At 62.5% G+C, this 14,171-nt stretch carries 9 protein-coding genes and 1 pseudogene; 2 read left to right on the top strand and 8 right to left on the bottom strand.

Going from position 1 to position 14,171, the window contains the following annotated elements; genetic code table 11:
- Positions 1-16 precede the first annotated feature (16 nt).
- Positions 17-787 carry a carbon-nitrogen hydrolase family protein gene (locus HB780_RS30705; RefSeq protein ID WP_183691967.1) on the bottom strand — a complete coding sequence of 257 codons (771 nt, stop codon included), beginning with the start codon at positions 785-787 and terminating at the stop codon, positions 17-19.
- Positions 788-966: 179 nt separating this feature from the next.
- On the opposite strand from HB780_RS30705, the gene HB780_RS30700 reads away from it, so the two are divergent.
- Positions 967-2,340, top strand: coding sequence for a TIGR03808 family TAT-translocated repetitive protein (locus HB780_RS30700; RefSeq protein ID WP_183691965.1), 1,374 nt, complete (start codon positions 967-969; stop codon positions 2,338-2,340).
- Positions 2,341-2,344: 4 nt separating this feature from the next.
- On the opposite strand, the gene HB780_RS30695 is transcribed toward HB780_RS30700, so the two are convergent.
- The 6 genes and pseudogenes from HB780_RS30695 to HB780_RS30670 form a co-directional block, all read right to left on the bottom strand.
- Entirely contained in the window at positions 2,345-3,127 is a 783-nt protein-coding gene (locus HB780_RS30695; protein ID WP_183691963.1) for a crotonase/enoyl-CoA hydratase family protein, read from the bottom strand.
- Positions 3,124-3,994, bottom strand: a pseudogene (locus HB780_RS30690) (hydroxymethylglutaryl-CoA lyase). Before HB780_RS30690 ends, HB780_RS30695 begins: the two are co-directional and overlap by 4 nt.
- Positions 3,991-5,979 (bottom strand): acetyl/propionyl/methylcrotonyl-CoA carboxylase subunit alpha, encoded by a 1,989-nt coding sequence (locus HB780_RS30685; RefSeq protein ID WP_183691961.1) that lies wholly within the window; start codon positions 5,977-5,979, stop codon positions 3,991-3,993. The pseudogene HB780_RS30690 and the gene HB780_RS30685 overlap by 4 nt, the downstream one beginning before the upstream one ends.
- 7 nt (positions 5,980-5,986) lie before the next feature.
- Positions 5,987-7,594: a carboxyl transferase domain-containing protein gene (locus HB780_RS30680; RefSeq protein ID WP_183691959.1), complete on the bottom strand. Its 1,608-nt coding sequence runs from the start codon at positions 7,592-7,594 to the stop codon at positions 5,987-5,989.
- A gap of 36 nt (positions 7,595-7,630) precedes the next feature.
- Entirely contained in the window at positions 7,631-8,794 is a 1,164-nt protein-coding gene (locus HB780_RS30675; protein ID WP_183691958.1) for an isovaleryl-CoA dehydrogenase, read from the bottom strand.
- A 30-nt stretch (positions 8,795-8,824) separates the two neighbouring features.
- Entirely contained in the window at positions 8,825-12,298 is a 3,474-nt protein-coding gene (locus tag HB780_RS30670; RefSeq protein WP_183691956.1) for an indolepyruvate ferredoxin oxidoreductase family protein, read from the bottom strand.
- Positions 12,299-12,593: 295 nt separating this feature from the next.
- Here HB780_RS30670 and HB780_RS30665 point away from each other — a divergent pair, with 295 nt between their 5' ends.
- Positions 12,594-13,253, top strand: a complete 660-nt coding sequence (locus HB780_RS30665) for a glutathione S-transferase family protein (RefSeq protein ID WP_183691954.1) — start codon at positions 12,594-12,596, stop codon at positions 13,251-13,253.
- Between the two features lie 7 nt (positions 13,254-13,260).
- Here HB780_RS30665 and HB780_RS30660 read toward each other — a convergent pair whose 3' ends face one another.
- Positions 13,261-14,157 carry a LysR substrate-binding domain-containing protein gene (locus tag HB780_RS30660; RefSeq protein ID WP_183691952.1) on the bottom strand — a complete coding sequence of 299 codons (897 nt, stop codon included), beginning with the start codon at positions 14,155-14,157 and terminating at the stop codon, positions 13,261-13,263.
- Positions 14,158-14,171 lie beyond the last annotated feature (14 nt).

Genomic DNA, 14,171 nt, shown 5'->3' with positions numbered 1-14,171 from the left:
AGTGTAATTTACGCAATTATGTAGCGATAAGCGATGCTTTTCGACCGAATCCACGCTCAGGCGGCTGATCGGGCAGGTCGAAGACCAGGACATCCTCGCTATAGGGCTTCGCCTTGGCGACGACGACGCCGTTCGGATCGACGATCGCGCTGCTGCCGTAACTCAGCCAGCCATCCTCGTTGCTGCCGACGACGTCCGATGCCATGACCCAGCATCCCGTATGCCTGGCGCATATCTGCAGGCCGGCGATGGCCGGCTTATGCCACATCTCCGCCTTATGCGGCCGCAGCATCAGATTGATGGGATTGCAGATGAGGCCCGCGCCCTGTCTGGCAAGCCGGGATGCCGTGTAGGGGTATCTGAGATCGGCACAGATATTGATGCCGAAGCGCCAGTCGTCCAACGGCCAGATCGGGAAATCCGTTCCTGGCGTACAGCCGCTTTCCAGCGGATGCGCCTTGGCATAGACCCCAACTATCCGGCCGGCTTTCACGACCATCGCGCTATTGTAGATCGCCTCCCCTCGCCGCTCGAAAAGCCCGATGATCGCCGTCGTCCTTACCGATGCGCAGCGGTCGACCAAGGCAATCAGGGCGGGGTCATCGAGAGAGAGTGCGCGGCGGCGGGCAATTGCCTCATTGTAGCTGTGCCCCTGAATATAGCATTCGGGGAAAAGAGCGAGATCGATGCCTTGGCTATCCGCCCATGCCAAATCGCGCGCAAGCACGTCGCCCACCGCATCGACGGCGTCGAACAATGCCAGACGTTGAAAGGCCGCGATCCGCATGGCGAAGGGCTAACACGCTTCGCGAGTCGTCCACAGAGCGGCGCGTGATTATTTCCGCGTCGGCGCGGAGGTAAACGAAGGAATAAGGCAGAAGGCTTATCGGCGCATTTCCGTATCAAATCGGCACAGATGCGCGTGGCACGCTTTCTGCTTCGGGAAGATGTGTTCAGGAGTTCAAGATGCAGCAGCGCCGCGCGTTCATCGCCTACATCGCCGCCTCGGCCACGGCCGGCTTGCTTGCGCCACGCGTCTTTGCAGCGCCGCTCGCCAAGATCGCCGGCGCCGAAATGCGCGGGCCGATCGACGCCATCGCCTACAAGACGACGCCGGGCACCAGCGATGTCAGGAGCGGCAAGCTGCAGGCAATGATCGACAGCGCCACGCGGGACAACACTCCTCTCTTCCTGCCGCCTGGAAACTACAATGTCTCGAACCTGACCTTGCCGGACAATACGCGCATCACCGGCGTGCCCGGCGCTTCACGGCTGATCTATAGCGGCGACGGCCACCTGATGAGCGCCGACAAGGCCAAGCGCATCGAACTCTCCGGCCTGGTGCTCGACGGCGGCAATCGCTGGCTTGCCGACTATACCGGCGGGCTGCTGCAATTTACCGGCGTCGGCGAGGTGCTCATCGACAATTGCGAGATCTCCGGCAGCCGGAAGCATGCACTGCAACTAGAACGCTGCGGCGGGCGGATCGAGCGCAGCCGAATATCAGGCGCTGCCGATGCCGGCCTCTATTCCGTCCAGTCGGCCGGATTGACGGTAACAGGCAATACGGTCGAGGATTGCGGCAATGGCGGCATCCTCATCCACCGCTGGGACAAGGGCGAGGACGGTAGCATCGTCACCGGCAATCGCATCGCTCGCATCAGCGCCAATGACGGCGGCACCGGCCAAAACGGCAACGGTATCAACATCTTCCGCGCCGGCGGCGTCCTCATTTCCGGCAACCGCATCGCCGATTGCGCCTTCACCGCAGTCAGGGCCAATTCAGCGTCGAACGTGCAGATAACAGGCAATCAATGCCTGCGCTCTGGCGAAACGGCGATCTTCTGCGAGTTCGAATTCGAAGGGGCGATCGTCAGCAACAATCTGCTCGATGGTGCCGCGAATGGCATCGCGATCGCCAATTTCGACAAGGGCGGCCGGCTTGCCAGCGTCACCGGCAATATCATCCGCAACCTGTCGCTGACCGGTCCCTATCCGCAGGAAAGCGGTTTCGGCATCGGTATCTCCGCCGAAGCCGATACGCTGATTGCCTCGAACATCATCGAGAACGCCCCGCTCTGGGGTCTGAAACTGGGCTGGGGTCCCTATCTCCGCAACCTCGTCGCCACCGGCAACATCATCCGCCAAACGCCAATCGGCTGCGCCGTCTCCGTGGTCGATGGCGCGGGTTCGGCGGTGATCTCGGACAATCTGTTCCAGCAGGTGGAAAAGGGCGCGATCATTGGCTTTCGTTGGGACAAACCGGCGTCGGGCGATTTGACGGCGAAGGGAAGCGAAGAGTTTCCGCAGCTGACAATCGAGAAAAACAGGCGGGCCTAGCCCCCTATCTCCACTTCGGCTGCCGCCGCTCGAAGAAGGCAGCGAGCCCTTCCCTTGCCTCCTCGCTCTCCCACGCCTCCACCAATTGCTCAATGACGCGATCGATGAGTTCGTCGGTGATCGGCATGCCGAGGGAGCGGGCCAGTGCCTTGGCGCGAGCGGCTGCCTGTGGCGAAGCGCCGAGAAAATGATGGATCTCGGCTTCGACGGCATCGTCCAGCGCATCCTCGGGCACGACACGGGACAGCAGCCCGGCGGCATGGGCCTGCCAGGCGTCGATAATCTTGCCCGAGAGGAAGAGCGGGCGGGCATTCGCTTCGCCGATGCGGGCGACAACATAGGGGCTGATGGTTGCGGGGATGATGCCGAGACGGACCTCCGTCAGGCCGAAGCGGGCGGTGGCGGCGGCAATCGTCATGTCGCAGATGCTAAGGAGACCGATGCCGCCACCGAAGACATTGCCATGCGCACGGGCGACCAGCGGCTTCGGCATCTCGTTCAGAGCCTTGAACAGCATCGCCAATCGACGGGCTTCGACGATGCGACCGGCGCGGGTGGCGTCAAACTGGGCGCGCATCCAGCCGAGATCGCCGCCGGCGCAAAAGCTTGCTCCCTCGCCCGTAAGGACGACAACGCGCACGCTTGCACTGCCGCCGAGGTCATTGGCGGCCTCGGTGAGTGCATCGATCATCTCGGCCGACAAGGCGTTGTGCTTTTCCGGGCGCGCCAGGGTCAGTTGCGCGACACCGCGTTCGTCGATGGCGATACGGATTGTTTGCGATGTCATGCGGCGCTCCTGAGGCTACGGGCGAAGGCGGCGGCGTTGACGAGCTTTTTCTTCATCGAGGCCGGTCTCGAAACCCCGTGTGGTCAGATAGCCGTGGACCGCCACCGTATCGACATTGCCCTTGGCGCCGGGCGCGAAGGGGCAGCCACCGAGACCGCCGGCGGCTGCATCGAACACCCTGAGGCCGCGTTCCAGGGCAACGGCGATATTATCCAGTGCCCGGCCCGACGTATCGTGAAAATGGCCAGCCAGCATGCCGGCCGGAAGCTCGCCAAGCACGGCTTCCAGCATCCGGTTCACCGCCTCCGGCATGCCTCTGCCGATCGTGTCCCCCAAGCTGATCTCGTAGCAACCGAGCCCTCCCAGCAATCCGGCAACGATGGCGGCGTTCGTCGGCGGCATCGTGCCCTCATAGGGGCATTCGACAACGCAACTGACATAGCCGCGCAGGGGAATACCGCGATTGCGGCACGCCTCGGCCACCGGCCGGAAACGCTCGATACTCTCGGCGATGGAGCAATTGATATTGCGCATCGAGAAGCTCTCAGAGGCTGAAGCGAAGATCGCCACCTCGTCGGCGCCGGCAGCAAGCGCGGCCTCAAACCCTCGCCTGTTCGGCGTCAGCACCGCATATTTGATACCCGGCTTGCGTTTGATCCCGGCCATGACCTCGGCGGCATCGGCAAGCTGAGGCACCCATTTCGGACTCACGAAACTGGTAACCTCGATGCGCTCGAAGCCGCAGTCAGAGAGCAGGTCCACCAGCTTGATCTTGTCCTGCGTCTCGATCTGCCGCTCTTCATTCTGCAAGCCGTCTCGTGGCGCCATTTCAACGATGGTGACATGGTTCGGAGCACGATCGGTCATGCTGCATCCTCCGGGTGGAGCGACAGCAAGATGGCGCTTTCGCTGGTCTGGTCGCCTTCGCCGACATTCAGGCTTTCCACCACGCCATCGCGCATCGCGGCCAGTGTCAGCTCCATCTTCATGGCCTCCATGACGATCAGCGCCTGCCCCTTCGCCACCACATCGCCTTCCCGCACCCGGACAATCTTGATGAGGCCGGGCATCGGCGCAATCAGCCGGTCACCGCCGGCCGCCTCTTCCGCCCCGCCGTCCAGCGGATCAGGCCGATGGAAATGATGGGTGCGGCCGTCGAGGAAAAGCGCCATGCCGTGTGGCATCCGGAAGACGGCAGTGCTCCGTTGCCGGCCGTCGATCTCGACCCGGCAGGCTTCGTCACCGCGGGCGACAAGACGAACAGTGACAGCGCGATCACCGACATGCACCGAGAAGAGATCCCGTCCTTTCGCAATCACGCGGCAGTTCGTCTGGCCACCGCCATGATGCAGCAGGACAGTCCGGCTTGCATCGCCCCAAAGCTGCCAGGCGCCAAGCGATTGCCAAGGGTCGTCGCTCAAGGATCGCGTCAAGCCGCCCGTTTCGAAAACGGCGGCAATCGCTAGCGCGATGTCATCCGGCGGCTGCACCGACGTCAACGCCTCCACCTCGCGGTCGATCAAGCCCGTATCAGGACGACCGGCGACGAAATCCGGCTGCTCGCTCAAGCGGATCAGGAAATCGAGATTACTCGCCGTTCCCACCATCTGCGTATTCTGTAGCGCTCGCGTCAGCTTGCCGAGCGCCGCCTCGCGGGTCGGAGCGTGAACGATGAGCTTGGCGATCAGCGGATCGTAGTATGGCGTGATGCTGTCACTCTGGCGCACGCCGGCATCGATGCGGGCATCGCCCTCGGGAAACCTCAGATGCGCCAGCGTGCCGGTCGCCGGCAGGAAGCCTTTCGACGGGTCCTCGGCATAGAGCCGTGCCTCGAAGGCCCATCCGTCAATGGCAAGCTCGGCTTGCATCTTCGGCAGGGGCTCGCCGCTGGCGACCCGCAATTGCCACTCGACCAGATCGACGCCTGCAATCGCCTCGGTGACGGGGTGCTCGACCTGCAGGCGCGTATTCATCTCCATGAAGAAGAACCGGTCCGGCAACAGGCCCTGCGAGACATCGACGATGAATTCGACGGTGCCGGCACCACGATAATCGATGGCGCGCGCTGCCCGCACCGCGGCCTCGCCCATGGCGCTGCGCATCTCCACCGTCATCCCCGGTGCCGGCGCTTCCTCGATCACCTTCTGGTGCCGCCGCTGCAACGAGCAATCGCGCTCGAAGAGATGCACGACGTTCCCTTGCCTGTCGCCAAAAACCTGGATCTCGATGTGACGGGGCTGGAGCAGGTATTTCTCGATCAGCACGGCATCATCGCCAAAGGCCGATTTCGCCTCGCGTCTTGCCGCCTCCAACGCCGCCGCAAAATCCTCCGGCCGGTCGACGCGGCGCATGCCCTTGCCGCCGCCACCGGCGCGCGCCTTGATCAGCACTGGAAAGCCGATCTCCGCTGCCCGCTTGGCGAGGAATGCCGCATCCTGCTTGTCGCCATGATAGCCGGGGACGACGGGTACGCCGGCCTTCTCCATCAGCGCCTTGGCCGCATCCTTGAGACCCATGGCCCGGATCGAGGCGGGCGACGGGCCGATAAAGGTCAGTCCGGCCGCTTCAACGGCCTCGGCGAAATTGGCGTTTTCCGAGAGAAAGCCATAGCCGGGATGGATGGCCTCGGCACCGGATCGCTGTGCGGCCGCGATGATCCGCTCCTTCGAAAGATAGCTCTCGCTCGCGGCTGCCCCGCCGATATGAACAGATTCATCGGCAAGCGCGACATGCAGAGCACCGACATCGGCGTCGGAATAGACGGCGACCGTGCGGACACCCATCCGCCTTGCCGTCCGGATGATCCGGCAGGCGATTTCTCCGCGATTGGCGATCAGTATCTTTGAAAACATTGTTCTCTCACATCCTGAACAGGCCGAAGCGTGTGTCTTCGATCGGCGCATTGAGCGCAGCCGACAGCGATAGCGCCAGCACATCGCGGCTCTTGCGCGGGTCGATGATGCCATCGTCCCAAAGGCGGGCCGAGGCATAAAGCGGGTGGCTCTGTGTCTCGAACATTTTCAAGGTCGGCTGCTTGAAGGCCGCCTCCTCGTCCTTCGTCCAGGGCTTTCCGGCACGCGCCAGCGCCTCGCCGCGCACCGTTGCCAGCACGCCGGCCGCCTGCTCGCCGCCCATGACGGAGATGCGGCTGTTCGGCCAGGTCCAGAGGAAACGTGGCGAATAGGCGCGACCGGACATGCCGTAATTGCCGGCGCCGAAGGAGCCGCCGATCAGCATGGTAATTTTCGGTACCTTGGTCGTCGCCACCGCCGTCACCAGCTTGGCGCCGTGCTTGGCGATGCCCTCGGTCTCGTACTTTCGACCGACCATGAAGCCGGTGATGTTTTGCAGGAAAACCAGCGGGATCTTGCGCTGCGAGCAAAGCTCGACGAAATGCGCGCCCTTCAGCGCCGATTCCGAAAACAACACGCCGTTGTTGGCGATGATGCCGACAGGAATGCCGTGGACATGGGCGAAGCCGCAGACCAGCGTTGCACCATAGCGCGCCTTGAATTCGTCGAAGCGGGAGCCGTCGACCATGCGGGCGATCACCTCGCGGACATCATAGGGCGTGCGCAGATCGGAGGGCACGATGCCCAAAATTTCCTCCGGGTCGTAAAGCGGCAGCTCCGGTGTGCGAAGCTCGACGGTTACCGGCTTGTGACGATTGAGATTGGCGACCGCTTGCCGGGCGAGCGCAAGCGCATGAGCATCGTCGCGCGCCAGATAATCGGCGACGCCGGAAAGCCGTGTATGCACATCGCCGCCGCCGAGATCTTCGGCCGAAACCACCTCGCCGGTCGCCGCCTTCACCAATGGCGGTCCGGCGAGAAAGATCGTCCCCTGTCCCTCAACGATGATGGTTTCGTCGGACATGGCCGGCACATAGGCGCCGCCGGCCGTACAGGAACCCATGACCACGGCAATCTGCGGAATGCCCGCCGCCGACATATTGGCCTGGTTATAGAAAATACGGCCGAAATGATCACGGTCCGGAAAGACTTCATCCTGGTTCGGCAGGTTGGCCCCGCCGGAATCGACCAGATAGAGGCAGGGCAGATTGTTTTCCGCCGCGATCTCCTGCGCCCGCAGATGCTTCTTCACAGTGACCGGATAATAGGTGCCGCCTTTGACGGTGGCATCGTTGCAGACGATCATGCAGTCACGGCCGGAAACGTGGCCGACGCCGGTGATCAGACCAGCACCCGGCGCATCATCGCCATAGAGGCCATGCGCCGCCGTGGCACCGATTTCGAGGAAAGGCGTCGCCGGATCGATCAGCCCCGTCACCCGGTCGCGCGGCAGCATCTTGCCGCGCCCGACATGCCGCTCGCGTGCCTGCGCGCCGCCACCTTCCGCTGCTCGCACGGCCGCCGCCTCGGCCACTTCGATCACCTCCAGCATCGCGGCGCGATTATCCCTGAACCGGTCCGAATGGGTGGAGATCTCTGATTTCAGGACGGTCATACGGCCTCACCAATGCGTTGGGGTGAAATCTCGAAATCAGGCAGTCTCGGCAAACAGCTCTCGTCCGATCAGCATGCGGCGGATTTCGGAGGTGCCGGCGCCTATCTCGTAGAGCTTGGCGTCGCGCAGCAGCCGGCCGGCGGGATAGTCGTTGGTATAGCCGTTGCCGCCGAGGACCTGGATGCATTCGAGCGCCAGGGCCGTCGCCTTTTCCGCAGCATAAAGGATGCAGCCGGCGGCATCCTTGCGGGTCGTTTCGCCACGATCGCAGGCGGCGGCGACCGCATAGACATAGGCGCGGGCGGCGTTCATGGTCACATACATGTCGGCAAGCTTGCCCTGCATCAGCTGAAATTCGCCGATCGGCTGGCCGAACTGCTTGCGCTCGTGCAGATAGGGCAGCACGACATCCATGCAGGCGGCCATGATGCCGAGCGGGCCGCCTGACAGGACGACGCGCTCATAGTCGAGGCCGGACATCAGCACCCGCGCGCCGCCATCAACTTGACCCAGCACATTTTCCGCCGGGACTTCGCAATCGATGAAGATCAGTTCCGACGTGCTGGAGCCGCGCATGCCAAGCTTGTCGAGTTTCTGGCCCACCGAGAAACCGTTGAAACCCTTTTCGACCAGGAAAGCGGTGATGCCGCGAGGGCCGGCATCGGGGGTGGTCTTGGCATAGACGACCAGCACTTCGGCATCGGGGCCGTTGGTGATCCACATCTTGCTGCCGTTCAAAATATAGTGGTCACCGCGCCTTTCGGCCTGCAGCTTCATCGAGACGACATCGGAGCCGGAGCTGGGTTCCGACATGGCAAGCGCGCCGACATGTTCGCCGGATATCAGCTTCGGCAGGTAGCGTGCCTTCTGTGTCCCGCTGCCGTTGCGGTTGATCTGGTTGACGCAGAGATTGGAATGAGCGCCGTAGCTGAGGCCAACGGAGGCCGAGGCGCGGCTGATTTCCTCCATGGCGACCGTGTGCGCAAGATAGCCGAGACCGGCGCCGCCATGGGTTTCGTCGGCCGTGACACCGAGCAGGCCGAGATTGCCCATATCCCGCCAGAGCTGCATGGGAAAGCCATTGTTACGATCGAACTCGTCGGCAAGCGGCGCGATGCGCTGGCCGGCAAAGCGGCGCACGCTGTCGCGCAGTGCCTCGATCTCCTCGCCGAGCGCGAAATTCAGTCCCCCGTCATACATGGCTTTCTCCTCCCGCTTCTCTCCTGAACATCACGCCGCGTCAGCCGGAACGTGCTGCTTCTCCTGCGGCATTTCATAGGTCTTCAGCTTCTCGGCGATCCGTGCCATGACCTTCCGGGCAGCCTCCTCCTTGACCGGTCCGTAGCCTCTGATCTCATCGAACAATGACAGAATAGCAAGGGCCTCGGCTTCATTATCCGCGCATAGGCGACTGAGGACACGCTCGGCGATTGCTTCATATTCGCCGATCAACCGGCGCTCGAGCCGACGTTCGGCCATATAGCCGAAAGGATCGAAGGCAGTGCCGCGAAGCCGCTTCATCGGTGCGAGCCAGCGCAGCAGCGGCAAGATCCAAGGGCCGAATTCACGTTTCTTCGGCCGGCCGTTCGGATCCTTGCCGGCGAGCATCGGCGGGGCGAGATTGAGGGCCAGCTTGAAATCGCCTTCCATCTCGTCGCGCAGATGCGCCTCGAAAGCCGGATCGGTCAGAAGCCGCGCCACCTCATATTCGTCCTTATAGGCCAGCACCCGCGCATAGTTAACGGCAACTGCGAAGGGCACCTTGTCGGAAAGCTGAGCTTTGGCGGCCGCTGCCGAGGCGCGTGTGACGAACGCGCCATAGCGATCGGCAAGGGCGGCATCCTGATAGGCGGTCAGATGCGTCTTGCGGTGGGTGATAAGCTCGCCGAGGCTCATCTCCACCAGCGTCTTCTTCGCATCCGGCTCGGACATTATCTCATGCACGGCTTGCGGATCATGCGCCAGCAGCCGGCCCCAATGGAAGGCGGAGAGGCTGGCCTTGACCGCCACACCATTGAGCTCGATCGCCTTCTCGATCGCCTCCAGCGACAGCGGCAGCAGGCCGCGCTGCCAGGCGAAACCGGTGAGCAGGATGTTGGTCGACATGGCATCGCCGGTGACTTCGCTGGCGACATGGCCGAAATCGAGGAAGACAGATTTGTCGGAGACGGTCTTGGCAATCGCATGCTGCACCGAACCAACTTTGAAATCGAAATCGCGGTTGCGGACGAAATCGGCGACCGGCATCAGGCCGGTGTTGACGATGGCGGTGGTGCGGGCGGAAGAGCAGAGCGTGATCGCATCCTTCGATGCTCCGACCACCTCGTCGGCGGAAAGCAACAGGTCGGCGCCGCCGTTGACGATGCGCGACGAGGTGACGTCGGCTTGATTGTGGCCGATGCGCAGATGGCTCATCACGGCACCGCCCTTTTGCGCGAGGCCGGCCATATCGAGGATCATCGGCACCTTGCCGTCGAGATGGGCCGCCATGCCAAGGATGGCGCCGATCGTCAAAATGCCGGTCCCGCCGACGCCGGCGATGGCAATGTTCCAGGGACGCTCGCCGAGAGCCGGGACTTCCGGCATCGGCACCTCAACATCGGCATGTTCCAACGCCTTGCGCTTGCGACGCTTGCCGCCATGGACGGTGACGAAGGAGGGACAGAAGCCCTTGACGCAGGAGAAATCCTTGTTGCAGCTCGACTGGTTGATCTGCCGCTTGCGACCGAATTCGGTTTCCAACGGCTCGACGGAGATGCAGTTGGACTGCACCGAGCAGTCGCCACAGCCTTCGCAGACAGCGGGATTGATGAAGACGCGCTTGGCCGGGTCTTCAAGCAGACCACGGCTGCGACGGCGGCGCTTTTCCGCGGCACAGGTCTGGACATAGACGATGGCCGAGCAGCCCTCGACCTCGCGCAGCGTCAGCATCACCTGATCGATGTTGTCGCGATGCAGGACCTTTACGCCGGGAGCCAGATCCGATGCGAGATAAGCCTCAGGACTTTCAGAGAGCAGATAGATCGGCTTAACGCCCTCGCCGTGCAGCTGGCGGGTGACGAGTTCCGGCGTCAGATAACCATCGATCTGCTGGCCGCCGGTCATGGCGACGGCGTCGTTATAGAGCAGCTTGTAGGTGATGTTGACCTTGGCGGCGACGGATTGGCGGATGGCGAGAATGCCGGAATGGAAATAGGTGCCGTCGCCAAGATTGGCGAACATGTGCTTCTCATCGGTATAGCGGGCGATTGCCGTCCACGGCACGCCCTCGCCGCCCATCTGCGTGAAGGTCTCGGTTTTGCGGTCCATCCAGGTGACCATGTAGTGGCACCCGATACCAGCCATGGCCCGGCTGCCTTCGGGCACCCGGGTCGAGGTGTTGTGCGGACAGCCGGAGCAGAAGAACGGCGTGCGGTTCACCGGCGCGACATGGGTGCGGCTGATCTGGCCGCGCTCTGCGAGATAGGTGAGCTTGGCGGCGATGCGATCATGTAACGAAGAATCGAGATCGAGCTTGACGATACGTCCAGCGATGGCGCGAGCGACCGCGCCGACGGTCAGCGCCGCCGATAGACTGAGATAGGGCTTGTCGTGTTCGTCGAACTTGCCGACGATGCGCGGGCGGACATCGGAGCGCCAGTTGAAGAGCTGCTGCTTGATCTGGTTTTCGATGATCTCGCGCCGCTCCTCGATGACCAGCACCTCGTCCAGCCCCTCGGAGAAATGCCGTACAGCCTCCGGCTCCAGCGGCCAGGGCATGCGAACCTTCAGGATACGCAGGCCGATCGCCGCCATTTCCCTCGGGCCGATCTCGAGTTCGCGCAGCGCCTGCAGCACATCTTCATAGGCCTTGCCGGACGATATGATGCCGAAGCGGGCGTTGGGCACATCATGGGTGACTTCATCGACACGATTGGCGCGGGCAAAGGCGATCGCGGCATAGGCCTTATAGGTCTGTAACCGGTCATCCTGCACCAGCGGCGGATCGGGCCAGCGGAGATTCAGGCCGCCAGGCGGCAGCTCGAAATCGATCGGCAGCACGAATTGGCGTCTTTCGCCGGCGAGATCGACGGCGGCCGTGGTCTCGATGGTATCGGCGATGAATTTCATGCCGACCCAGCAGCCGGAGTAGCGCGACATGGCGATGCCGAGCAGGCCGTATTCGAGGAACTCGTGGATCGAGGAGGGATAGAGGACCGGAATGACCGCCGACATGAAATCATGGTCGGTCTGGTGCGGAATAGTGGAGGATTTGGCGGAATGATCGTCGCCGGCAAAACATAGGACGCCGCCATGCTTCGAGGTGCCGGCGGCATTGGCATGTTTCAGCACGTCGCCAGAGCGGTCGACGCCGGGGCCTTTGCCGTACCAAATACCGAGCACGCCATCCTTGCGAACGCCGGGCGATAGGCCGACTTGCTGTGTGCCCCAGACGGCGGTGGCGGCTAGGTCTTCGTTGATGCCGGGCTGGAAGGTGACGTCGTGCGCGTCGAGGTAGGTCTTGGCTTTCAGAAGCTGCTGGTCGTATCCGCCGAGCGGCGAGCCACGATAGCCGGATATGAACGCAGCTGTGTTGAGACCGGCGGCGCGATCGCGCCGCATCTGGGTCATCGGCAGACGCACCAGCGTCTGCAGGCCGGTCATGAAGACACGACCCTCGTCTGCGGTATATTTGTCGTCAAGCGATACGCTCGTCGCAAGCATCTGCTCTCCTCCCGAGATCGCAGTCACCAATCGCGCATGGACTTTTTCGCCGGATGCCTCCTACCGCATCCGATGAAAACCACACTCGAATCTAACATGCACGGAGGCTAATTTCCGAACAAAGGAGGTGAGTAGACAGCATGATTTGCAAAGTTTCCGGGCGGTTTGCGGATATTTTCGTGCTTGGCCCCGCGCATCCATCAAAAGCTTTCATCCAGATATCAGCGGACACCCCTTCCTTTCGCCCATAGCCGCCAATACCCTAGCTCCACGCAAAACACTTCGGAGACGGAACATGCTGACAATCTATGGCGTCTATCGCTCGCGTGCATCGCGCAACTACTGGATGGCTAGGGAAATCGGCATCGAGTTCAGGTCCGTGCCGGTGCTTCAGGCTCGCCGGCTGGATAACCCCTTGAGCCCCGATGCGCCGCTCAACACGATGTCGCCGGAATTCCTGGCGGTAAATCCGATGGGTTTGATCCCGAGCATCAAGGATGGCGATCTCGTCATGAACGAATCCCTGGCGATCAATCTCTATCTCGCCCGTAAATATGGCGGTCCGCTTGCCGGCAAGACGGTGGAGGAGGAAAGCCAGCTTTTGATGTGGACCATGTGGGCGGCGACCGAGGTGGAGCCCTATTCCGTTGCGCTCGTCAGGATCTACGACAATGGTCTGGAAAACAGCGAGGCCGGCAAGGCCGGGATCGCGGTTGCCTGCCGCTCGCTCAAGAAGCCGCTGGACGTGCTCGAGCAGCATCTTCAGAATCAGGATTATATCGCCGGCAACCGCTTCACCGTCGCCGACCTTAACGCCGCCGAGGTCCTTCGCTATGCGCAGACGGAGCAGGCGCTGTTCGACAGCCATCCGAAGGTGAAGGCCTGGATCGAGCGTTGCCAGTCGCGCGCCGCTTACAAGGCGATGCAGGCAGGCCGGGCCAAAGAGCCGGCCTGAGACCAACTTACTGGAATAGCCGCATGCTCGCTTCCATCTCCTCGCGCATCCATGCCTTGAAGGCGGTCACCTTCTTCGCCTCGCGCGCACCTTCGGCCGTGATGAAATAGTGGCCGAAGCCTGTTTTAGCGCGGATGCCGAAGGGATCGACAAGGCTCTTGTGTTCCAGAGCGTGTACCGCCAGCGTCTGCCAGGCGAGCATGACACCCTGGCCGGCCATAGCGGCATCGAGACAGAGCGAAGCATCGTTGAAGATATGTCTCGTTTCCATGCTCTCGCCGGAGAGGCCAACCTCGCTTAGCCAGACATCCCAGGTAAACATGGCATGTCCGTCGATGATTGCGGGCACGGTCAGCAGATCGGCGGGCTCCTTGAGCGCGGCGGCGATCTGCGGCGTGACGACCGGAAACACTTCCTGCGCGAGTAGCAGCTCGGATTTGACGCCCGGCCAATGTCCGCTGCCGACGCGGATGCCGATATCGACATCCGACGTCGCCGGATTGACCAGTTGTGTGGTGGCATCGATGCGCAGGCGGATATCCGGGTAGCGCTTGGCGAACCGATCCAGCCGGAACACCAGCCAGCGGGCGGCGAGAACCGGCGCGACCGAGATAGTGAGAATGTTGTCGTCACGATATTGCGCGACGGTCACCGCCGCCGATAGCGCCTGAAACCCCTCGCGAAGCCGCGCCAGCACCGCGATACCCGCCTCCGTCACCGCCATGCCCTTTGGCGTGCGGTCGAAGACCGGCCGGCCCAATTGGGCCTCGGCCTTGATCACCTGCTGGCTGACCGCGCCGATGGTCACGCCAAGCTCATCGGCCGCCGCCTGCAATGACCCAAGCCGGCCGACCGCCTCCAGGGCACGAAGCCCGTTCAGATGAACGCTGTTGAGATTTCTCATATAGAATATCTATA

Source organism: Rhizobium lusitanum (genome assembly GCF_014189535.1).
Classification (GTDB): Bacteria; Pseudomonadota; Alphaproteobacteria; order Rhizobiales; family Rhizobiaceae; genus Rhizobium; species Rhizobium lusitanum_C.
Note: the sequence above shows the minus strand (reverse complement) of the source record. Positions and strands in the feature narration are given on the sequence as shown.

Coding starts and splice junctions, on each gene's coding strand:
- HB780_RS30705 (WP_183691967.1), bottom strand. CDS start 787: ATGCGGATCGCGGCCTTTCAACGTCTGGCATTGTTCGACGCCGTCGAT.
- HB780_RS30700 (WP_183691965.1), top strand. CDS start 967: ATGCAGCAGCGCCGCGCGTTCATCGCCTACATCGCCGCCTCGGCCACG.
- HB780_RS30695 (WP_183691963.1), bottom strand. CDS start 3,127: ATGACATCGCAAACAATCCGTATCGCCATCGACGAACGCGGTGTCGCG.
- HB780_RS30685 (WP_183691961.1), bottom strand. CDS start 5,979: ATGTTTTCAAAGATACTGATCGCCAATCGCGGAGAAATCGCCTGCCGG.
- HB780_RS30680 (WP_183691959.1), bottom strand. CDS start 7,594: ATGACCGTCCTGAAATCAGAGATCTCCACCCATTCGGACCGGTTCAGG.
- HB780_RS30675 (WP_183691958.1), bottom strand. CDS start 8,794: ATGTATGACGGGGGACTGAATTTCGCGCTCGGCGAGGAGATCGAGGCA.
- HB780_RS30670 (WP_183691956.1), bottom strand. CDS start 12,298: ATGCTTGCGACGAGCGTATCGCTTGACGACAAATATACCGCAGACGAG.
- HB780_RS30665 (WP_183691954.1), top strand. CDS start 12,594: ATGCTGACAATCTATGGCGTCTATCGCTCGCGTGCATCGCGCAACTAC.
- HB780_RS30660 (WP_183691952.1), bottom strand. CDS start 14,157: ATGAGAAATCTCAACAGCGTTCATCTGAACGGGCTTCGTGCCCTGGAG.